The following is a 21,892-nucleotide window of genomic DNA, read 5'->3' as shown; positions in this document are numbered from 1 at the left end:
GGAAACGACATGAAATACGAACAACTGGCGAAAACGATCGTCAACCTTGTCGGCGGGAAAGAAAATGTCATTAGCGTCGTTCATTGTGTTACTCGCCTGCGCTTTAAATTGAAAGATGAAAGAAAAGCAGATACAGAAGCGCTTAAAAACTTGGATGGCGTCGTCACTGTCATGAAAAGCGGCGGCCAATATCAAGTCGTCATCGGCAACCATGTTCCAGAGGTATACAAAGCAGTCGTCGCGGTCGGCGGATTCCAGTCGTCCGCACCTGTATCTGCCCAAGAAGAAAAGAAACAAAATCTCTTTAATCGCTTTATTGATATCGTTTCTGGCATTTTCGTCCCAACGCTTGGCGTCCTGGCGGCAACCGGGATGATTAAAGGGTTTATCGCGTTATTCGTCGCGCTCGGTTGGCTTGATCCGTCATCGGGAACGTATCATATTTTATACGCGATTGGTGATGCGCTATTTTATTTCTTCCCGATTTTTCTTGGTTATACAGCAAGCCAAAAGTTTGGCGGTACGCCGTTTATCGGAATGGCAATCGGCGCCGCGCTTGTCTATCCGGCATTAAGTGGGTTAATGAACGGCAAAGCATTATATACGTTGTTTGCCGGCACAATGTTTGAATCACCCGTTTATATTACATTTTTAGGGATTCCGGTCATTTTAATGACATACTCATCATCCGTCATTCCCATTATCTTAGCTTCGTATTTTGCGGCCAAAGTGGAAAACGGCTTGAAGAAAGTGACTCCGGATGTCGTCAAAACGTTTTTAGTTCCGTTTTTCACGTTGTTGATCGTCGTACCATTAACCTTTTTAGTGATTGGACCGGTGGCGACATGGGCAGGAAAACTGCTCGGCCAAGCGACACTTGCGGCCTACCATCTGTCCCCTATTGTCGCCGGTTTGTTCCTAGGGGGCCTTTGGCAAGTACTTGTCATCTTCGGGCTTCATTGGGGACTTGTCCCGATTGGCATTAACAATTTGAGTACACTTGGCCAAGACCCCATTTTGGCAGTAGCGTCTGTTCCATCATTTGCTCAAATCGGTGCAGTATTGGCTGTTATGCTAATGACGAAACAACAAAAATTGAAAACGCTTAGCATTCCGGCGTTTATTTCCGGCGTCTTCGGCGTTACCGAACCGGCCATTTACGGTGTGACACTGCCACTGAAAAAACCGTTTATTATCAGCTGCATCGCCGCTGCCATCGGCGGAGCAATCGCTGGCGTCTTTAATTCCAAAATATATATGCTCGGTGGGCTCGGCATTTTCGTCATCCCGTCCTTTATCGATCCGAAACAAGGCATGACGCTCGGTTTTTGGGGCTTCATCATTGCCATTATAGTCGCATTCGCCCTCGGCTTTATCTTAACGTTATTGTTCGGGAGACAAAAAACAACGGAACAAACGCCTTCCCAAGCAAAAAATGGCCAGACAACAACATCGAAGCAAGTTCAACCTGGCGAAGAAATGATTGCCAGCCCATTAACGGGACAAGTCAAACCTTTGTCAAGCATTGAAGATGCAGCATTTGCATCCGGCGCACTCGGCCAAGGGGTTGCTATCGAACCGACAGAAGGCCGGTTATTCGCTCCCATATCCGGAACAGTCACGGCACTATTCCCAACGAACCATGCGATCGGCATCACATCTGATCAGGGAACGGAGCTATTAATCCATATCGGCATGAACACGGTTCAGTTAGAAGGAAAATGGTTTACTGCCCATGTTGAGAAAGGAACGCGTGTCGAAAAAGGGCAATTGCTTATTGAGTTTGACATTGAAAACATTCGTAAAGCTGGACTGGAAACGGTTACTCCTGTTGTCATCACAAACTTGACAGAACATATGAGTTGGAGTGCTGCCGACAAGACCCGCATCCAAGCCGGGGAACCGCTTCTCGTTGTTCAGCGCCAAACAGAACAGGCCGTGTAAACAGGAAAACCCGTGGAGAAAAGCCGCTCCACGGGTTTTCCTTGTCCCCCCTCAAAAATCCAACAACGACTCCCCGTTCGCCTCATCGTCAATGTCAGGGGAGCGTCCCCGGACAGAAACGGCTCCAAGCGAAAGCCCGCCAGCAACCGAAATCGGCCCGCCGACGACAAGCGGCCCGGCTGCGGCAGACGAAGCGGACGGCTGCGGATGGCTTGTTGCTTCCAACATCAAATCGCATAAAACGCGAATGGCGGCGACGTGTTCACGCACCCGCTGCAGGTCGTTCACGGACTTGGCTTTCCGCAACTCATCTTCCATCTTGGCGATAACGGCCGCAAACGAGATGGACATCATTCTCCCCTCCTTATTCAGCATGGACGCCGATGTTTTCGATTTGCCAGTCGATCGGTTCGCGTCCGCATTTCATCAAAAACGCGTTCGTCCGCGAAAACGGGCGATGGCCGAAAAAGCCGCGTGCGGCGGAAAACGGGCTCGGGTGCGGCGCTTCAATAATCAGATGGCGCGGATTCGTAATCCGTTCTTTTTTCTCCTGAGCGTTCCGGCCCCAAAGCAAAAAGACGACCGGATCGTCTTTTTCATTGACGAGTTCAATGACGCGGTCGGTGAATTGTTCCCACCCTTTGCCGCGGTGGGAGTTCGCCTGGCCGCGGCGGACGGTCAGCACCGTGTTTAACAATAACACCCCTTGCTCGGCCCATTTCACGAGATAGCCGTTATCTGGTATATAGCAGCCAAGGTCATCATGCAGCTCTTTAAAAATGTTCACCAAAGACGGCGGCACCGGCACGCCCGGCTTGACGGAAAAACTAAGCCCGTGCGCCTGCCCCGGGCCGTGGTACGGATCTTGCCCGAGCAGCACGACTTTGACGTTTGCATACGGTGTATAATGAAGGGCGTTGAAAATATCGTGCATATCGGGATAGATCGTCCGCGTTCGGTACTCTACTTTCAAAAATTCGCGCAGCTTCAAGTAGTATGGTTTTTGAAACTCCTCTTCAAGCAGCGGAGCCCAGTCGTTTTTGAGAATCGGCATTGCGAGCAACTCCTTTGCCATCGGCTTTTTCCCTTTTATCATTGTAGCCAAAAAGACACCAGCGTCAAAGCGAAGTGAATGTTCAGATTGAGGCAACCATAGCGAAACCTGTTTCCCCAACAGGAAATGCGTCAATCCCCTGCCGCAGCCATCAAAATATTGAAGAGAAAATCAAAATGTCCACGAAATCAACCAGCGGAGCAGCCAGACGCCAAGCAGCACGTATAAAAAAATGATCAGCACCCCAGCGGCCCAATTTGTCGGTTTGCCGTGCTTGGCAAGCTCTTCCGCCCGCGCCCGATGTTCGGCAGCGACGTCTTTCGGCAGCCATTTGAGCGCTATGTAAATGCCAAGCGGCACAAGCAGCAAATCATCGATATACCCAAGAACCGGAACGAAATCGGGAATCAAATCGATCGGACTGAACGCATACGCCACAACGACCAACATAAACAGCCGCAGCCAGATGGAAACGCGCCGGTCGCGAACCGCAGAATACAAGACGAATATGTCTCGTTTCAGCACCCTTGCCCATTCTTTCCACTTTGTGAACATCGCGTTCCCCTGCCCTTTCCTGTTTCATATAGTATAAAATATGGGTATAGTAGTGTAAACATTGCAAGGTGGACAACCTTCCCGTACCATCATCCAGCTAACTCATTGATTATGTGAGGTGAACGGCTATGGACAGGAAACGATTTCATATCGTGCATGATGAACAGCCGGATCGGCATGTTGTATACATAAAAGGGGAGCTTGATCTAGCGACGGCCGAACAGTTTCAACGCGCCGTCGAACCGCTTGCTCATGACGCATCAAAACCGCTTGTCATCCGCCTTGAAGAATTGTCGTATATCGACAGCACCGGCATCGGGATGTTTGTCGCACTGCTGAAAACACGCAAAAAACAAGAAGCGCCGTTTATGATTGAAAATGTGCCGCCAAAAGTGAAACGTTTGTTCGATTTAACAGGTGTATCTTACTTCTTTTCGGAAATGGATCAGACGACAGAAAGGATCGGGGGCCAATCATGAAAGAGCATGAAACCGTCGTACAGCTGTCGATTCCAGCTGATGCGCAGTTTATCGATGTCGCGCGTTTGACGCTATACGGGCTGGCCGCCAAGATGGGGTTTTCCTATGAAGAGATTGAAGATATGAAAGTGGCCGTCTCAGAAGCGTGCAACAACGCTGTTTTGCATGCGTACAACGGAAGGGGTGGCATCATTCATCTTCGCTTTGAGATGCGCGCCGATGCGCTTTCGATCATCATTAAAGACGAGGGCAAAGGGTTTGATTACAAACGGGTGTCCAAACAAGCAGCGCCCCTGTCCGCAAAGCCGCTTGAAGACGTCAAAGCTGGCGGCCTCGGCCTGTTTTTGATGGAAGCGCTCATGGACGATGTCACCGTCACCACAAAGGGCGGAACGGAAGTCCGCCTGACGAAATTCCGCCATCGCGGCGAAGGAGAGCATGCCCATGACTGTATATCCCCCTCCTCTGTCCAAGAGCAAGCTTGACGCCCTCATTTCCGCCTATCAACAAACAAAAACGGAAGAAGCGGCGACCGCCTTGCTCGTGCGCTTCGAGCCGCTCATTGCGGCCGCAGCGAAAAAAATGGCGCGCAGCCGCCCTGACTTTTACGAAGACTTGTTTCAAATCGGACGGCTGTCGTTTTTGCGTCTCCTTGACCATTACGACCCTAAACAAGGAACAAGCTTTGAGTCATACGCCATGAAAAGCTTGATCGGCTATATGAAAAACTATTTGCGCGACAAAGCATGGTACATCCAAGTGCCGCGCAAGGTGAAAGAAAAAGGAAGCAAAGTGCAGCAGGCGATCGATGAGCTGACCGTCAAGCTCGAACGGTCGCCGACGCTCGATGAGATCGCCGGCCACTTAGGCTTATCGGTCGAAGAAACGATCGAAATTTTGGCCGGACGGGACCATTACCAAGCCGTTTCGCTCGATGCCCCGGTGCAAGACGGGGAAAAGGATGCGACGACGATCGGTGAATTCGTCGCTGATGAAGCGAACGAAATCGAGTCACTGATCGAGCGAATGGATTTAGAGCAGGCGATCGGCAAACTGAGCGAGCAAGAACAAATCGTCATCGACGCCATCTTCCGGCGCGGGGAAACGCAGCGCTCGTTAGCCGAGAGGCTCGGCGTCTCGCAAATGACAATCAGCCGCATTCAAAAGCGGGCCATCGCGAAATTGAAGCGGCAGCTCGCCGCCTATTCGCCATAACGGTCAAACATCGCGCCGCCGGACGCATCAAGCGGTCGAACTGTCCATGCTAGCGGCGGCGCAGCAGCAACAACGTTTGGTCATCTTTTTGTTCGTATTGATGATACGCTTGAATATGCTCGTACAACTCGCGCACGATCTCCGGCGCCGGCTGATCAAGGTTGACGCGGGCGACCATCGCGGCGAGAACGGAAAAGTCATCGTCCGCCTCTTCGGTACGCTTTTCCGTCACCCCGTCGGTGTACAGCAGCACAAAATCGCCTGGTTCGAGCACAACCGATTTGGTCTCAAATGAAAATTGCGGAAACAAGCCGAGCGCGCAGCCTTTGGCGCCTAGCGGCACGCATTGCTTCGTTTTCGCCCGATACCAAAGCGCCGGTTCGTGCCCAGCGCACGCGTACGAGAACGTATGCGTCTTTTCGTTGTAATTGCCGACAAACATCGTGACAAACATCGACGGCTCGGTGTAGTCGTAGGCGAATCGGTTCAGCAGGTCAAGATACACGTGCGGCTGCGTTCCGTAATGGACGGTCCGGTCCAGAATAAATTTCATCAGCGTCATGAGCATTGCCGCTGGAATCCCTTTTCCCGATACATCGGCAATGCAAGCTGAGACCGATGTTTGATGGACGGCAAAGTGGTAGAAATCGCCGCTCAACACTCGGGCAGGGACGCTGAGGACGCTGATATCGACGTACGAAGGCAAATCCGCCTTCGACGATGTCTGCAAAAGCGCCCGTTGCATATTCGCGGCAAGCGACAGTTCAAAGTCGAGCTGTTCCCGCTCGCGCTCGAGCCGCTCTTTTTCTTTTTTCTCCGTCATGTCGCGCAAAACGGCGACAAGCCCTGTCAGCGCACCGTTTTCCATCACCGGCGCCAGCGTGTAGCCGACCGGCAGGCACACGCCGTCATGGCGGCGAAACGGCTCCTCCTCGACGCGAATCACCTCGCCGCTTTTCAGCTGTTTGACAACACGGCGCAGCCGCTTCCAGTCCCACGCGGACCCATCCGGCCCGGCGAGCGAGACAAAGGAAAACAGCGGCTTCCCTTTCGCTTCCTCCGGATCAAGGCCAAGCAAACGGCCCGCTTCCGGGTTCATCCATACGATCCGGCCGTCGCGGTTTAACATCATCAATCCCTCGCCAAGGGCGTTCGCCATCATTTCCAGCTGCTGTTTGTGCTGTTTCAGCTCCACGTACGGTTTTTCGACCGTCTCGACGTACATTGCACGCACGACATACAAAAATCCGGCCATTTCATACAGCTGCCCCCATAGCGCATGGCCGCCGCCAAGCATAAGCAGCCATTGGCCGAGGGCAAACCACCATAACGCCAGCAGCCAGTACAGGAAGGATCGGGAACTCCCTTGCCGCCAACGACGCCATACAAGCAAAGCGGCGCCCGCATCGAGCAACCCGATCATTCCCTCGCCGGCCTTCCACCAGAGCGGCCAGCGGCTTGTCCCGTCTCCCGGCCAAAGCGGCGCTGTCCAATGGATGAATAGCCCAACGACCGCCGCATAAGCAAAAGCGGCGAAAAACGCTTGCCACCGTTGCCCGCTCCTCCGCTCCATCACCTCATCGCGGCGCGAAAACAGAAAAAGAAGCCCCCAGGCAAGCGTCAATCGGGCCGAGAGCGAAAAAGGGGACGCTTCCACACCATCAGATGCAAAAGACAAGACAACATGCAGCGAAAACAACAAGCCTGAGGAGAAAAACAGCGCCCCCATCATCAGCCGCTCCATTGACAACGTATGCGGAAACACAGACCATCCTTGCACGGCGACAAGCCAGCAAACGACCATCACGGCGAGCCCTAAGGCAAGATGAATAGAATGATAGAATCCGGGCGAAACAGGCAGCCGGCCGGCCGCAAACAGAAGCAAGCCAAACATTCCGGCCGCCAGCACGGCCATCGCGCTGTGCGGACGCACCAGGCGATATCGTTCGTATTCATTCACCAACGGAGAACCTCCACTCTTCATTCTATATGGTTTATTATACCATACGGCTCCCCGCCAGCGTATATGAACGTGATGGCCGTTTGGTTGTCCAATAAAAAAGGAGCCTCTCCGAATGAAGAGGCTCCCAAGCCCAGTTTGCGGCCATTTCCCGCGCAATACTCGCCCTCCCGTTAAAACGTGTGCGCCAAGTCTTTCGCCCGGGCGATGGCGTTCGCTTTGATTTCTTCCGCCTTTTCCGGCACCGCCGCATGCCCTTCGACAAATACCATTCTATTGGTGATGGGAGATATCCTGCAACGACAAAATAATGGGAATGTATAGCGCAAAAAAATATTGCAGCGTGGCCGAACTTTAAGGACAAGATGTGATACAATCATGAGCGTGGCGGTATAAAACGAAGGGAAAGGGGGGAATAAAATGGAATCAGATGCTATTCAACGCGAACGATTACGTTTAAACAAAGTGGACAAAAAGGTAAAACTAGATGAATGGCATCCAAAGAAGATTGCTTTAGCAAACGAATGGATTGAGAATGAGCAAACGCAGATGAAGCGCCCGATCATACGAGGAGCTATTTTCACTTGTGAACTCGGGGAAAATATCGGCACAGAACAAAACGGAGAGCGGCCGGTGCTTGTTCTTTCTAATGACTGGATTAACCGCACATCCGGAAACGTTAAGGTAGCTCCTTTATCTACAAAATTAAAAACCAAAACCGTTACAGATCGGAAAGGGAAAACCAAAGTAGTGCCTCGTTTCAAGACACATTACTTTCTTCGAAAGGAAGTTTATCCTTTTTTAGCTCAGACTTCCGCGGTAAAGGTAGAAGAATTAACGACCGTAAACAAAGTACGATTAAAGCAACATATCGGCAATATAAACGAGGATGACTTAAATAAGATTATGAACCGTGTAAAATGGGTATTTGACCTGTAACGTATTTACAATGTATTGACGACGTATTTATGACGTATTGACATTTCCCTAGGTTTTTTCTATACTTAGAGTACAAAATAAGTTGTCTGTCTCGTCACAGACCATTTCACACGTGAAAAAACGTGGATTCGTTTGTTTTGACAACGGAGAGGAGCCTAAATGGTTCCTCTCTTTGCATATTATCGCCAAGAGAATCATAACCTAATGATAAGTTGCCTGCCGCGTCGCAGGCCATTTCACCCCGTCAGCGGGGAATTCATGGTTTTTGCCCCAGTACTTCGGTGCTGGGGTTTTATGTATTTATCGAGGAAAATTTCTCACGAAGAAATAGGGACTTTATTGATCAGGCTATACCATACGGCTCCCCACCAGCGTATATGAACGTCACGGCCGTTTGGTTGTCCAATAAAAAAGGAGCCTCTCCGAATGAAGAGGCTCCCAAGCCAAGTTTGCGGCCATTTTCCGCGCAATACCAGCCCTCCCGTTAAAACGTGTGCGCCAAGTCTTTCGCCCGGGCGATGGCGTTCGCTTTGATTTCTTCCGCCTTTTCCGGCACCGCCGCATGCCCTTCGACAAACAACCCTTCAAATGACGGAACACCGAAAAATTGCATGATGACGCTTAAATACCGATGACCCATTTCCATTTCCGCCGCCGGGCCTTCGGAGTAGAAACCGCCGCGCGCTTGAATGTGGAGCGCTTTTTTATCAGTAAGCAATCCGACCGGCCCTTGTTCCGTATATTTAAACGTCTTGCCGGCGACCGCCACGGCGTCAATATACGCCTTTAACACCGGCGGGAACGAAAAGTTCCACATCGGCGTGACGAATACATATTTGTCGGCGGAAATAAACTGCTCGCACAGCTCGTTCATCCGCCCGACTTTCGCTTTTTCTTCGTCAGACAGCTCTTCAAACGATTTCCCGGAGCGAAGTTTGCCCCAGCCGCTGAACACGTCGACGTCGATTTCCGGAATGTATTCCTTGTATAAGTCGAGATGAATGACTTCATGATCCGGATGCACTTGTTTGTACGTCTCAATGAACGCCTTTCCGACCGCCATGCTGTAAGACTGCGTGTCATCGTGCGGATGGGCGGTGATGTACAATACTTTTGTCATGATGCATACTCCCTTTCGTGATGATCTCGGCACTTTAGTGTTTGCACTTTGTTCAAGCGGCATACAATTGTTTTGAATTCAAATATCTCCAACAAAAGATAATTATATAAAGGTCCGAAACGCTTGGCAAACAATTTGACCGCAAAAAAAAATTGCCTTTCTCCAAGGCAATGTTACTCGCTTTGTTCCACGACAAACGGGTTTCCGCTGATTTGTTTTCGTATCTCATCGGTGAGTGTAAACGGTTCGCTTTTGACAGCGTTTTCATCACTGCCAGGCAGATGGCCGCTTCCATCGTAGTAGATCGGTTTTCCTTCCATCATGGTTGACCCCCTTGACCCATGCAGGATGCAGGAACTAGTCTACACTCCTATTTTACCATTATATACAGCGAACATTCAGCTATTTTTTGAAAATTTCCCTAAAAAAGCGATTCCGTTTCCATACATGTTCTTAAAAAAACGCCGGGGTTTCGTCGCTGCCCCGGCGTTCATGGCATCAAAAGGCGATTTTTTCCTCTAAAAAGGCTTTGAGCTCCCCAATCGGCAGCCGCACTTGCTCCATCGTGTCGCGGTCGCGCACGGTCACTTGGCCGTCTTGTTCAGACTCGAAATCGTATGTGATGCAAAACGGCGTGCCGATTTCATCTTGGCGGCGGTACCGCTTGCCGATCGAGCCGGTTTCGTCATAGTCGACCATGAAATGTTTCGCCAGCTCTTCATAAATGCGGTGCGCCCCGTCCGCGAGCTTTTTCGACAGCGGCAAGACAGCCGCTTTGTACGGCGCAAGCGCCGGATGCAAGTGCATCACCGTTCTCGTCGTGCCGTCTTCCAGCTCTTCTTCGTCATAGGCGTCGATCATAAACGCCAGCGTGACGCGGTCAGCACCAAGCGCCGGCTCAATGCAGTACGGGATGTAGCGCTCGTTCGTTTCTTGGTCGAGATAATGGAAGTCCTCGCCCGAGTATTCCATATGCCGCTTCAAATCGTAATCCGTGCGCGACGAGATGCCCCACAGCTCGCCCCATCCGAACGGGAAATGGTACTCGATGTCCGTCGTGGCGTTGCTGTAGTGGGACAACTCTTCTTTCGCATGGTCGCGCAGGCGGATGTTATCCTCCTTCATGCCGAGCGACAGCAGCCAGTCCTTGCAAAACTGTTTCCAATAGTCAAACCATTGCAGCTCCTCACCGGGCTTGCAGAAAAACTCGAGCTCCATCTGTTCGAATTCGCGCGTGCGGAATGTGAAGTTGCCCGGCGTAATCTCGTTGCGGAAGCTTTTGCCGATTTGCGCGATGCCAAACGGCAATTTTTTGCGCATCGTGCGCTGGACGTTTTTGAAGTTGACGAAAATGCCTTGCGCTGTCTCTGGACGCAAATAAATTTCGTTGGCGCTCGACTCGGTGACGCCTTGGTACGTTTTAAACATTAAGTTGAACTGGCGCACGTTCGTGAAATCGCGGCTGCCGCATTCCGGGCAGGCGATGTCGTATTCCTTGATGAGTTCATCCATCTTGGCAAGCGGCAACCCGTCAACGATCATCTCGATCCCTTTTTCCTCGAGCGCCTTCTCAATCAGCTTGTCGGCGCGGTGGCGCGCTTTGCACTGTTTGCAGTCGACCATCGGATCGTTGAAGTTGCCTAAGTGACCGGACGCTTCCCACGTTCTCGGGTTCATTAAAATGGCGGCGTCGAGCCCGACGTTGTACGGCGACTCTTGAACGAATTTTTTCCACCACGCCCGTTTAATGTTGTTTTTCAGCTCAACGCCAAGCGGGCCGTAATCCCACGTGTTCGCCAGCCCACCGTAAATTTCCGACCCCGGAAACACGAAGCCGCGATGCTTGGCATGTGCGACGATTTCTTCCATTGTCACAGCCATCTGTTCATCCTCCTCCATTCATCATTTGTTACCATGAAAAACGCCCTCGCCCCTAGGCCTTGTGCCTAGGGACGAGAGCGTAGCTCCCGCGGTTCCACCCTAGTTGATGCGCAAATCACGCATCCCCTTTTTGCCATTTCCGCTCCGGACTGCCGTTTCATTAACCGTCTTCACCGGGCTCCCACCGCCCCCGGCTCGCTTGGGAAGAGAGGGTTAACTACTATTGATCCGTCATCGCGATCCATATATGATTTTGTCCATTATCATAGCAAACCCCAAAACCTTTTGTCAACGCCATCCTGTTTTTTTTGCATCCAAAACCGCGACACGACGGGCTTCCCGTCCCAGATGACTTCGCTTTTCGCCCGGCGCTTCGCGACTTCCGGCTCGTCAAGCAAGAGCCAAAAATTTTTCATCGGCAAGTCCCCAAGCCCATGCTTCTCACACAGCCGCCGCAAATATTGGCGCCGCTTGTCGTTCATATGTCGCGACACGTTGTCGCCGTCCGGGCTGAACGCGTACAACACGGTCGCCGCCGCGACACGGGTGACGCGACAGGCGGCCGCCGCGCGCAAAAAGAAGTCCCAGTCCCAATAATGGTGAACGGACGGGTCAAAATCGCCGATGTTGTCATGAAGCGCCTTCCGATAAACGCTCCCGGACGGCACATACGTCGAAAACGTACGCATCGCCTCCAAATCATACTCATAAGCGAACAAAAACCGTGCCGACGGGATGCGTCGGTCGTTTTCGGTTCGATACTGAACAATTTCCGCATCGGCATAGGCAAAATCGGCGTCACGAAGCGCTGTGACCATCCGCTCGAGATGGCACGGCAGCACGAGGTCATCGTCGTCGCAAAGCATGATGTATTCCCCGCGCGCCGCCTTGACGCCGATGTTGCGGGCGGCGACATGTCCTTCGTTGTCGCGGCGGTCGATGAGACGAACGTCAAGCTCCGGGTACAAGGCGACGACATCATGAACGGGGATGCCGCCGTCATTGACAATGATCACCTCAAAATGGCGGTATGTCTGCCGGCTCAACGCCTCGAGCAGCTCGGCAAGCGGATACGGGCGATTGTACGTCGGGATGACGACCGATACGAACGGGCGCAAGGAATCCACCGCCTCTCTTCATGATCCGAACAAAAAAGGGCTTACCCTTAAGGTATAGCCCTCCGTTTGATTTGTCAACTTAAGCGAGCTCTTGCTGCTTCGTCTCGCTGCCCAACACCGCGACCGCCAAAACGGCGACAAGGACCGATAGACAAAACAGCGTGAAAATGGCCGTCACCGACACCCCTTGGGCGACAAGCGAGCCGACCAACAGTGGGCCAAAAATGCCGCCAATGCGGCCAAACGCCGCCGCCATGCCGGCGCCGGTCGCACGAATCGACGTCGGATACTGCTCCGGCGTATACGCATACAGCGCTCCCCAAGCGCCGAGGTTGAAAAACGACAAGAAAATGCCGGATGCCATCAGCCCAACGAGCGACTCGGCCGTGCCGAAAAAGTAGGCGCTCAATGCGGTGCCAAGCAAATACGTGACCAAGACAAATTTCCGCCCCGCCCGCTCGATCAGCCATGCGGCGCTGAAATAGCCGGGCAATTGCGCCAGCGTCATGATGAGCACATATTCAAAGCTTTTAATTAAACTAAACCCTTTCATCACCATGACGCTCGGCAGCCATAAAAACATGCCGTAATACGAAAAGACGACGCAAAACCAAAGCAGCCAAAGCATGACCGTCTCTTTCCGATGGGGAGCGGACCATACTTTGACGATATTGCTCCACACCGTCTCCTCTTTTTGCGCGGCCGCAAACCGCGGCGAATCGGGCAGGCGGAGGCGCAAATAGATCGCATACAGCGCTGGAATCGCCGCCAGCCATAACGCCGTTCGCCATCCGTAAGCTGGTATGACGAAATACGAGATGAGCGCTGCCAATAGCCAACCGCCAGCCCAAAAGCTCTCAAGCAGCACGACAACCCGGCCGCGGTCGGCAGCCGGCACCGCCTCCGAAACGAGCGTTGACGCGACCGGCAGCTCGCCGCCAAGTCCCATGCCGATCAAAAAGCGGAGCGCCAAAAACGCCGCCAACGTCGTCGTCAGCGCCGACAACCCGCTGCCAAGCGAGAACAGCAACAATGTGAAAATAAAAACGTTTTTCCGCCCGATCCGGTCGGCGAGCAGCCCGAACACGAACGCTCCAACCGCCATGCCGATCGAGTTGACGCTGCCGATCCAGCCGACTTGGCCGGCCGTCAAATTCCAGTCTTTTTGCAAGGCCGCCATCAAAAACGACAGCATCCCGACGTCCATGGCGTCAAACAGCCAACCGAGCCCGGCAATGCCTAACAGCTTGCGCTGGGAAATCGTCGGTTCGTTCATGTGTATCCTCCTGTCATTATCGATGTAAAGACATCATCTACTGTTCATTATAGAGGGGGACGGAAGTAAATTCAATCCCGTATTGCTCATTTTCTCACAAAACGAACCGCAACAGTCATAAAAAAGCCGCCGAAAAGCGATTGCTCTCGGCAGCTTTGCTCGTGCCAACCCATCTTATAATTCCCATTTCTCGATGTCCATATGAAGATGTCCATGAGTTCCAAATAAAATCGTTCGGTCGTCCGGATGCGGAAAAAACCGCGCAGTGAACGTCTCTTCGCCGTCATTGACGAACAGTTCGATCGATGACGTATCAAGGAAAACATGAAGCGAACGAAGACGTGGCAATCGACATTGCCGCTTCTCCGTCAGCCCATTCACAAAACTTTTTCGTTCAAGCGTCAATACCCCTTCATCGCTATTGTAAACAAGGCGGGCCGCATGGCGAAAGTAAATTTCCATCATGCTTCCGAACAGTTCAATATTGTCGAGGCGAAGTTCGATCGCATCTCCCTCGAGTCCCGCCCATGACCTCAGCTCATTCACCACACTGGCGCTTGGATATGCTACTTTTTGTTTGCGCAACTGTTTCAGCTCTTCCACTGGCGTCTGTCTCAGCTTGCCGCCAGTGAGGCGAAGTTCGCGCGGCAAGGTGAGCGCGTGCACCCAGCGGTGGCTCACTGTCGGCTGACGGTCTTCATCCTGGTCCGGCACGCCCATCCAACCGATTAAAATTCTTCGTCCGCGTCGGTCAAGCATCGTTTGCGGAGCGTAAAATTCAAAGCCGCGGTCAAGCTCCTCAAACGTCCCGTGAAGGAATTCGGCCCGTTCGTAGTCGAAGCGGCCGACAAAATAACCTGACTGGTAGACGTTTTGGTAGCGCATGCCGTCCAGTTTTAATCCTTGCGGGCAGACAATGAGCACGTCTTGCCCATCTAATGGAAACAAGTCTGGGCATTCCCACATATAGCCAAACGGACCAAGCCCGTTCATGTTGCCGCCAGCAATTGGGCCAAGATGCTCCCAATGACAAAGATCAGCGGAACGAAACAGCACCGCTTTTCCATCGCCGCTTTCGCTTTGCGCCCCCAAGATCATATACCAATGGCCCTGATACCGCCATACTTTCGGGTCGCGGAAATGGGCCGTATATCCGTCCGGAAGTGTAATGACGACGCCTTTTTTTGTAAAATGAATGCCATCTTCCGATACGGCCATGCATTGGTACGTTTGGCGGTTTCCTTGTTCATCTTTCACATTGCCAGTGTAAAACAGCACGAGCTTTCCATCGCAACTAATCGCACTGCCGGAATAGCAGCCATCTTTGTCATACCATTCGCTTGGCGCTAACGCAATCGGCGCTGCTTGCCAATGAACCAAGTCTGGGGATGTATAATGCCCCCAGAACTTGGCGCCATGGCCGGTGCGAAACGGCATCCATTGGTAGAAGACGTGATACGTTCCGTTCCAGTCGATCAGCCCGTTTGGGTCGTTCATCAACCCGACAGGAGGCATGAGATGGTAGCGAAGCCGATACCGGTCGCGATTGACAAGAGTCTCATATTTTTCGACTTCAGCGTATGCTTGTTCAATAAGTTTCTGTTCGCGTTCGGATTTCATCCACACGCCCCTCACTCTTCCTCTTCGCGAAACTTCAAGAGCCATGTCGCCACAAACGCTGAAACGACGGCAATGGCAAAACCGATTAAGTAGTGCATTAAGTTCGTGAGCCCTTCCGGCGCAACGATGGCGATCATCGGGATGCCGGTCAACCCGTAGGCATTAGCCACTACATTCGTAAATACGATGTACGCTCCGCCGAGCGCGCCGCCAATGGCCGCAGCGATAAACGGCTTCCGGTATTTTAAGTTCACCCCGAAAATGACTGGCTCGGTAATGCCTAAAAAAGCTGACAAGGCCGCCGGCAACGCAATCTCTTTTGTTTTTGTCCGCTTCGATTTGACAAATACAGCCAAACCGGCGCCGCCTTGGGCGACGTTGGCCATCGACCAAATTGGCAGTAAATAGTTGACCCCAAGTTTCGCCAACAAGTTCGCTTCAATGGCATGAAAGCTATGATGCACACCGGTAATGACGATCATCGAGTACAATCCGCCGAAGATAAGGCCGGCTAACGCACCGCCATAATGGTAAACAAAGTTCAACACCGTCGTAATCCCATCGCCAAGCAAATTGCCGAGCGGACCAATGGCCAAAATCGTAATAAATCCCGTCAAAATGACGGTCACAAAAGGAACAACAAGCAAACTGACCGCATGGGGAACAACTCTGCGCAATCCACGCTCCACTTTGCTCATCACATACGTCGCCAGCAAAATCGGCACGACCGTCCCTTGATACCCGACCATAGCGATATCAAAGCCAAGAAAATGCATATAGTTTGGCTTGGCCTCGGCCAATCCCCACGGGTTTAATAGCGCCGGGTGAGTCATAATACCGCCGATGACCGCCCCTAAAAACGGCGTGCCGCCAAATTCTTTCGCCGCGCTAAAGCCGATTAAAATCGGCAAAATAATAAACGCCGCACTCGAAAACATATCAAGCAAAATATACAGCGGGCTGTCTGCCGCCACCCATTTGAACGCCTTCATCATCCCAAGCAAACCCATTAACAAACCGCTCGCGACAATGGCTGGGATGATTGGGACAAAAATGTTTGACAACGTCTTCGCAAAGCGGGCGAGCGGATTCATTTTTTGCTTGATGGCTTCTTGATGGGCATCAGCATCACCTTGCTGTATCCCTGCTTCCCGGACAAACGCTTCATACACTTTATTCACCACGCCGGTGCCAAAAATAATTTGAAACTGTCCGGAGCTGGAAAACGCCCCTTTAACCCCTTCAATGTTTTCAATGTCTTTCGCCTCGGCCTTTTTGTCATCTTTTAAGACGAGGCGAAGCCGTGTCGCGCAATGAGTTGCGCTAATGATGTTTTCTTTCCCGCCAAGGAGCGGGATGAGTTGTTTAGCAATGTGTTCATAATTCATCGGTGAACTCCTCTCCTTCTGAATGATGGTGAAATGAAAAACAAAAAAGACCTAAAACATACAAAGGGCGATCTAGCGGCATGACTCACTTGCCGTTCCCTTCATACGTTTTAGGTCTTGCCTGCTCGAAGCAGTTACAATCCCGCAATATTTCGTTGTCTGTTTTGCATTATACGGCAACCTGCTGTTTTTGTCAACGCTTTCGCAACCGTTGGATATGGAGGACGATATAGGCGAGTTCCTCCTCCGGAAAACGGATGCCATATTCCTTCTCTGCATAGGTTGCCGCTTTTTGTGTACACGCCCATTCCTTTGCATATTTTGTCTGAATGAGCGCAAGCATCTCCTCATCCATCGAATGAATCGGCTCCCCGTTTTCGATGCGGCTTAAGGCAAAGCGCAAATGAGTGAGCAGCCGCTGGTATGAAATGCTTTCCTTATCGATCAATATGCCGAGCTCCGTTTGGATAAGGTCAACGAGTTCATGAATGAGCGTCGTCTCGCGCATCGTTTTGTTCATGCTGGCGGCATCGAGTTTCGCCGTATGAATATGAAGGGCGATATGGGCCGCCTCGTCATCGGGAATCTCGATGCCAAGCCGCTCTTTGATCAACTGTTTCGCCCATAGCCCAATTTCATACTCCGCCTTATATAGCACTTTAATTTCATTGAGCAATTTGTTTTGAATGCGGTAACCTTGCTTCAACCGCTCGATGGCAAACGACAAATGGTCAGTCAGCGCAATATGAATATGGTCGCTGAGCGGTGCTTGCAGTTTGCCTTCCGCATAGCTGATAATTTCTTCGGCAATATCGATATGTTCTTCTGGCAACGTGCGAAGCAATTGCTGGAACTTCTCATTTTCTTCTTCCATGACGAAAATTTTCTCAATGCGGCCCGGGGGGATGAGATCGTTTTTCCGCTTTTGAAACGCAATCCCCGGGCCCATGACAATTTTCTCTTTGCCTTCATCGAGCACGACAACGGCGTTGTTGTTTAAAATCTTATGGATGCGAAACGCCATATGTCCTCCCTGCCGCCCTTATTTCATTTTCACATGAAACAAGACCGTCTCACCTTTTGCTGCCGATGTCCCTGCTTTTTTCTCCAAACTTTCAAGCGCATCACCATTCGTGATGATGATCGGCGTCACCGCGCTTTTCGCTTTCTCGCGCACAAGCGGCAAGTCGACAGAAAGAAGCCGATCGCCCCGTTTCACTCGGTCGCCGGCTTTGACATAGGCGGTGAATCCTTCCCCGTTCATCGACACGGTGTCGATGCCGACATGGATGAGCAGCTCCATACCCGCTTCCGAACGCAAGCCGATGGCGTGTTTCGTCGGAAAGAGCTGGATGACTTCACCATCGACCGGAGCGACGACATCCCCATCCGCCGGATCGATGGCTATGCCATCGCCCATCATTTTTTGCGCAAACACCGGATCCGGCACGTCTTCAAGCCGCATGATCGTCCCGTCAAGCGGCGCGGTGATCGTCTCCTCTTTCAGCTGCTGCTTGCCAAACCATTTTTTGAACAACGGGCGTCATCCTTTCTATTCGATTTGTCTGACAACAAGTATACTGAAACAAAAGGACAGTGCCAACCGCGCCGCCCCAACCCGTCTTCATCAGCCGCGTTTGCGCAACCGCCGGCAAATTTCTTCCGTCACTTCCTTTGTCGTCGCCGTGCCGCCGAGATCCGGCGTTTTGATGCCGTCAGCGGTGACATCCTCGATCGTTTGCAACAAAAGGGCGCCGAGCTCTTCTTCGCCGAAATGGTCAAGCATCAGTTTCGCCGTCCAAATTTGCCCGATCGGGTTGGCGATGCCTTTGCCGTAAATGTCCGGCGCCGAGCCGTGCACCGGCTCAAACATGGACGGGTACTTGCCGTTGACGTTGATGTTCGCCGCCGGGGCGATGCCGATGCTGCCCATAATAGCGCCGCCAAGGTCCGTCAAAATGTCGCCAAACAAGTTGCTCGCGACAACGACGTCAAACGTATGCGGCCTTGTCACGAAAAAGGCGGCCAATGCATCAATATGGTACGACGCGGTCGCGACATCCGGGTAGTCGCGCTTGACGTCGGCGAACACTTCATCCCAAAACGGCATCGTATGGAAAATGCCGTTCGATTTCGTCGCGCTCGTCACATGCCGTTTCCGCTTCCGCGCCAGCTCGAACGCATATCGCATCGCCCGCTCCGTCCCTTTGCGGGTAAAGACAGCGTTTTGAATGGCGATTTCATCCTCACCGCGATGAATGCGCCCGCCGACTTCGCTATATTCCCCCTCGCTGTTTTCGCGGACGACGATGAAATCAAAGTCGCGCGGCTCGGTCAGAGGCGAGGATAAGCCGCGGAAATATTTCGCCGGGCGAATGTTAATCACTTGTTCAAATTCGCGGCGGATTTTCAGAAGCAATCCCCATAATGAAATATGATCAGGGACAAACTTCGGATTGCCGACCGCTCCAAGGAAAATGGCGTCAAAGTTCCGCAGCGTCTCCAGTCCATCATCCGGCATCATTTTTCCATGCTCCATATAATAGTCGCAACTCCATGGAAATTCAGTGAAAGAAAAGGAAATCCCTCCATGGACATCCGCAACCGTTTTTAACACATCCAACGCCGCGGGCACAACTTCCTTGCCGATGCCGTCGCCAGGAATGACGGCGATTTCCCATTTTTTCACAACAGTCTCCTCCTTGATGAATCATTTCCTTTCCCTAATTCGACAGAAAGCGCACCGAACCCTCTCCGTTATAGAATACACAATGGCAACCCTTATTTGTGGTAAAATCAAACTACAATCCTATGGACGATGCGGGGGAAACAAATATGTCTCACTATACCGACCCGTTCCGCGGCGAATTTGACAGCCTTGAAGAGTTTGCCGACCGTGTCAGCGACGTGCTGAAATGCCCGGTGACGATCGAAGACGCGAACCATCGGCTCATCGCCTACAGCGCCCATGATGATTACACCGACCCGGCGCGGACGGCGACGATCATCAGCCGGCGCGTTCCGGAAAAAGTGATCAACAGCTTATGGAAACAAGGCGCCATCCCGGCGCTACTCAAAAGCCGCGAGCCGGTGCGCGTGCCGCCAATTCATGATGTCGGCCTCGGCAGCCGCGTCGCTGTCTCGATCTGGAAAAACGATGAGGTGATCGGCTTCATCTGGGTGCTCGAAACAAACCGGACGCTTTCACCCGAGGAGATGGAATGGCTGAAGCTGGCGGCGAAAGCGGCGAAAAACAAAGTGCTGCAACTGTATATGCGCAAAAACAAAAAAGAAGAGCGGGTGCAAGAGCTGTTTTGGAAGCTGCTCACCGGCCACATTGCTCGTGAAGACGACATCCGCGCTCATCTCGCCGCGATGCAAATCCCGACCGCACCGCAGTTTGCCGTTGTCGTCTTCCGCTTTGCCGCCGATTTGATCGCCGAAATGGAGCGGCAAATTTCCTACTTATTGCAAACAACCCAGCAACTCCCGCTCCTTCTTTATACGACCGACGGCCGCGATGTGATTTTGCTGGCGGCACCCAAAACCGACCAGCCGCTCAAAGAGCTGAATGCATTCATCGAGTCGTTCGCCGCCAAAATGAAAGAACGATTTCACATCCACGATGTGCAGTGCGGGTTTGGCGGCGTGTACGGCGCCTATCGCCTCATTGAAAAAAGCTACCGCGAAGCGCTCGCCGTCCTGGCGCTGAAAGAAAAGCTCGGCGATGAAATCAAGTCGGTTTACGGCTATGCCCAGCTTGGCATTTACCAATTTTTTGATTTTTTGCTTGAACAAAAGCGGCAAGGAGAATGGACCAACCCAGCGTTAACGAAGCTGCAATCGTACGACCAGAAACACCACAGCGACTTGGTCAAAACGTTTGAAACATTTTTTGACCATAACGAAAATGTGCAAGAAACCGCCGACGTCCTCAACGTTCACCCGAACACGCTTGCTTATCGGCTCAAGCGGATTGCCGACATCGCCGAGCTTGATCTCAATGACATGAATCAAAAAATCAAATTATACATCGATATTAAATTAGCGAAATACGAAGCGCGCGGTTGAATTTGTGGAAATCCACAAAACCCACGCGCTTCTTTCTCTTTTTTGAACAATGCCCGGCCCGTTCCGTCTCTTTTATACTATAAGTAAGGCCACTTCTGACGAGGAGGAACGATATCCATGATTATTGGAGTGCCAAAGGAAATTAAAAATAACGAAAACCGTGTCGCCATTACGCCGGCTGGCGTATTGTCGTTCGTTCAGGCAGGACATACGGTGCTCATTGAGAAAGAGGCAGGGGTTGGAAGCGGTTTCAGCGACAGCGATTACGCCCGTGCCGGAGCACAAATCATCGAGCGAGCGGAAGATGTGTGGGCGCAAGCCGATATGGTGATGAAAGTGAAAGAGCCGCTGCCAAGCGAATACGGCTATTTCCGCCCAGGTCTCATTTTGTTCACCTACTTGCATTTGGCCGCCGACCCAGAGTTGACGCGCGCGTTAAAAGAAAGCGGCGTTATCGCCATCGCCTATGAAACTGTGCAAGTCGGCCGCACGCTGCCGCTGTTGACGCCGATGAGCGAAGTCGCCGGGCGGATGGCGGCGCAAATCGGGGCGCAATTTTTGGAAAAGCCGTACGGCGGCAAAGGCATTTTGCTTGGCGGCGTCCCAGGCGTCGCCCGCGGCAAAGTAGTCATCATCGGCGGCGGGGTCGTCGGCACGAACGCAGCAAAAGTCGCGGTCGGCCTCGGGGCAGATGTCACGATCATCGACTTGAACGCGGATCGCCTGCGCGAGCTTGACGACATTTTCGGCAACCAAATTACGACGCTCATGTCCAACCCGATGAACATCGCCGAAGCGGTCGCAGAGGCCGACCTTGTCATCGGCGCCGTCCTCATCCCGGGAGCGCGGGCGCCGAAGCTCGTCACCGAGGACATGGTGAAAGCGATGAAACCGGGGTCGGTCATCGTCGATGTCGCCATCGACCAAGGTGGCATCGTTGAGACAAGCGACCACGTCACGACGCACGACGACCCGACGTACGTCAAACACGGCGTCGTCCATTATGCGGTCGCCAACATGCCGGGTGCTGTCCCGCGCACCTCGACGATCGCCTTGACGAACGTCACGATCCCATACGCCTTGCAAATCGCCAACAAAGGCGTCATCCAAGCCATTACAGACAACCCGGCGCTTGAGCTTGGCGTCAACGTCGCCAACGGCGAAATCACGTACGAAGCGGTCGCCCGCGACCTCAGTTACCGCTACGTTCCGGCCCGCGAAGCGCTCGGGAAAACGTTGGCCGCCAACTAACCGTGATGGACACGGCCGGCA

General features: G+C 52.4%; 21 protein-coding genes and 1 pseudogene. 7 read left to right on the top strand and 15 right to left on the bottom strand.

Features of this window, described 5'->3' with window-relative positions:
• Positions 1–9 precede the first annotated feature (9 nt).
• Positions 10–1,944, top strand: a complete 1,935-nt coding sequence (locus JCR24_RS07895) for a beta-glucoside-specific PTS transporter subunit IIABC (protein WP_238980426.1) — start codon at positions 10–12, stop codon at positions 1,942–1,944.
• A 51-nt stretch (positions 1,945–1,995) separates the two neighbouring features.
• Here JCR24_RS07895 and JCR24_RS07890 read toward each other — a convergent pair whose 3' ends face one another.
• The 3 genes from JCR24_RS07890 to JCR24_RS07880 all read right to left on the bottom strand — a co-directional run bounded on the left by JCR24_RS07890 (position 1,996) and on the right by JCR24_RS07880 (position 3,553).
• On the bottom strand, positions 1,996–2,295 hold the full coding sequence (locus JCR24_RS07890) for a YwdI family protein (protein ID WP_238980425.1): 300 nt from the start codon (positions 2,293–2,295) through the stop codon (positions 1,996–1,998).
• A 13-nt stretch (positions 2,296–2,308) separates the two neighbouring features.
• On the bottom strand, positions 2,309–2,998 hold the full coding sequence (locus tag JCR24_RS07885; RefSeq protein WP_238980424.1) for a uracil-DNA glycosylase: 690 nt from the start codon (positions 2,996–2,998) through the stop codon (positions 2,309–2,311).
• A gap of 171 nt (positions 2,999–3,169) precedes the next feature.
• Positions 3,170–3,553: a YkvA family protein gene (locus JCR24_RS07880; RefSeq protein ID WP_015376089.1), complete on the bottom strand. Its 384-nt coding sequence runs from the start codon at positions 3,551–3,553 to the stop codon at positions 3,170–3,172.
• 128 nt (positions 3,554–3,681) lie between these two features.
• Here JCR24_RS07880 and JCR24_RS07875 point away from each other — a divergent pair, with 128 nt between their 5' ends.
• From JCR24_RS07875 to JCR24_RS07865, 3 genes are read left to right on the top strand one after another with little or no spacing between them, the layout of a single operon-like run.
• Positions 3,682–4,032, top strand: coding sequence for an STAS domain-containing protein (locus JCR24_RS07875; RefSeq protein ID WP_013146655.1), 351 nt, complete (start codon positions 3,682–3,684; stop codon positions 4,030–4,032).
• Positions 4,029–4,517 (top strand): anti-sigma B factor RsbW, encoded by a 489-nt coding sequence (gene rsbW, locus JCR24_RS07870; RefSeq protein ID WP_015376090.1) that lies wholly within the window; start codon positions 4,029–4,031, stop codon positions 4,515–4,517. Before JCR24_RS07875 ends, rsbW begins: the two co-directional genes overlap by 4 nt.
• Positions 4,477–5,247 (top strand): sigma-70 family RNA polymerase sigma factor, encoded by a 771-nt coding sequence (locus JCR24_RS07865; RefSeq protein ID WP_020753862.1) that lies wholly within the window; start codon positions 4,477–4,479, stop codon positions 5,245–5,247. Before rsbW ends, JCR24_RS07865 begins: the two co-directional genes overlap by 41 nt.
• 49 nt (positions 5,248–5,296) lie before the next feature.
• Here JCR24_RS07865 and JCR24_RS07860 read toward each other — a convergent pair whose 3' ends face one another.
• Together JCR24_RS07860 and JCR24_RS07855 are read right to left on the bottom strand one after the other, a co-directional pair.
• Positions 5,297–7,207 carry a SpoIIE family protein phosphatase gene (locus JCR24_RS07860; protein ID WP_238980445.1) on the bottom strand — a complete coding sequence of 637 codons (1,911 nt, stop codon included), beginning with the start codon at positions 7,205–7,207 and terminating at the stop codon, positions 5,297–5,299.
• A gap of 173 nt (positions 7,208–7,380) precedes the next feature.
• A pseudogene (locus tag JCR24_RS07855) lies at positions 7,381–7,476 on the bottom strand (FMN-dependent NADH-azoreductase); the annotation flags it as partial.
• Between the two features lie 151 nt (positions 7,477–7,627).
• Here JCR24_RS07855 and JCR24_RS07850 point away from each other — a divergent pair.
• The gene (locus tag JCR24_RS07850) at positions 7,628–8,146 is read left to right on the top strand and encodes a type II toxin-antitoxin system PemK/MazF family toxin (RefSeq protein ID WP_015376093.1); all 519 of its coding nucleotides are present in this window, start codon (positions 7,628–7,630) and stop codon (positions 8,144–8,146) included.
• A gap of 484 nt (positions 8,147–8,630) precedes the next feature.
• Here the strand turns inward: JCR24_RS07850 and JCR24_RS07845 are convergent, their stop codons facing one another.
• The 10 genes from JCR24_RS07845 to JCR24_RS07800 all read right to left on the bottom strand — a co-directional run bounded on the left by JCR24_RS07845 (position 8,631) and on the right by JCR24_RS07800 (position 19,238).
• On the bottom strand, positions 8,631–9,266 hold the full coding sequence (locus JCR24_RS07845; RefSeq protein WP_011232895.1) for an FMN-dependent NADH-azoreductase: 636 nt from the start codon (positions 9,264–9,266) through the stop codon (positions 8,631–8,633).
• Positions 9,267–9,439: 173 nt separating this feature from the next.
• The gene (locus JCR24_RS07840) at positions 9,440–9,589 is read right to left on the bottom strand and encodes a hypothetical protein (protein WP_013146662.1); all 150 of its coding nucleotides are present in this window, start codon (positions 9,587–9,589) and stop codon (positions 9,440–9,442) included.
• A gap of 175 nt (positions 9,590–9,764) precedes the next feature.
• On the bottom strand, positions 9,765–11,147 hold the full coding sequence (locus tag JCR24_RS07835) for a glycine--tRNA ligase (protein WP_238980423.1): 1,383 nt from the start codon (positions 11,145–11,147) through the stop codon (positions 9,765–9,767).
• Between the two features lie 263 nt (positions 11,148–11,410).
• Entirely contained in the window at positions 11,411–12,265 is an 855-nt protein-coding gene (locus tag JCR24_RS07830) for a glycosyltransferase family 2 protein (protein ID WP_238980422.1), read from the bottom strand.
• 79 nt (positions 12,266–12,344) lie between these two features.
• Entirely contained in the window at positions 12,345–13,541 is a 1,197-nt protein-coding gene (locus tag JCR24_RS07825) for an MFS transporter (protein ID WP_238980421.1), read from the bottom strand.
• Between the two features lie 174 nt (positions 13,542–13,715).
• The gene (locus tag JCR24_RS07820; protein ID WP_238980420.1) at positions 13,716–15,161 is read right to left on the bottom strand and encodes a glycoside hydrolase family 32 protein; all 1,446 of its coding nucleotides are present in this window, start codon (positions 15,159–15,161) and stop codon (positions 13,716–13,718) included.
• Between the two features lie 11 nt (positions 15,162–15,172).
• Complete coding sequence (locus JCR24_RS07815; RefSeq protein ID WP_238980419.1) at positions 15,173–16,549, bottom strand: sucrose-specific PTS transporter subunit IIBC; 1,377 nt, start codon at positions 16,547–16,549, stop codon at positions 15,173–15,175.
• Between the two features lie 193 nt (positions 16,550–16,742).
• Entirely contained in the window at positions 16,743–17,573 is an 831-nt protein-coding gene (locus tag JCR24_RS07810; RefSeq protein WP_011232909.1) for a PRD domain-containing protein, read from the bottom strand.
• An 18-nt stretch (positions 17,574–17,591) separates the two neighbouring features.
• A complete protein-coding gene (locus tag JCR24_RS07805; protein WP_238980418.1) occupies positions 17,592–18,086 on the bottom strand; it encodes a PTS sugar transporter subunit IIA in 495 nt (164 codons plus the stop codon).
• A 90-nt stretch (positions 18,087–18,176) separates the two neighbouring features.
• The gene (locus tag JCR24_RS07800) at positions 18,177–19,238 is read right to left on the bottom strand and encodes a tartrate dehydrogenase (RefSeq protein WP_015376102.1); all 1,062 of its coding nucleotides are present in this window, start codon (positions 19,236–19,238) and stop codon (positions 18,177–18,179) included.
• Positions 19,239–19,384: 146 nt separating this feature from the next.
• Between JCR24_RS07800 and JCR24_RS07795 the strand changes: the two genes are divergently transcribed.
• Positions 19,385–20,620 (top strand): PucR family transcriptional regulator, encoded by a 1,236-nt coding sequence (locus JCR24_RS07795; RefSeq protein WP_238980417.1) that lies wholly within the window; start codon positions 19,385–19,387, stop codon positions 20,618–20,620.
• 117 nt (positions 20,621–20,737) lie between these two features.
• Positions 20,738–21,871: an alanine dehydrogenase gene (gene ald, locus JCR24_RS07790; RefSeq protein WP_238980416.1), complete on the top strand. Its 1,134-nt coding sequence runs from the start codon at positions 20,738–20,740 to the stop codon at positions 21,869–21,871.
• Positions 21,872–21,892: the final 21 nt, after the last annotated feature.

Source organism: Geobacillus sp. YHL, assembly GCF_022341265.1.
In the GTDB taxonomy this organism is placed as follows: domain Bacteria; phylum Bacillota; class Bacilli; order Bacillales; family Anoxybacillaceae; genus Geobacillus; species Geobacillus thermoleovorans.
This window is presented reverse-complemented; position numbering and strand designations above follow the sequence as displayed.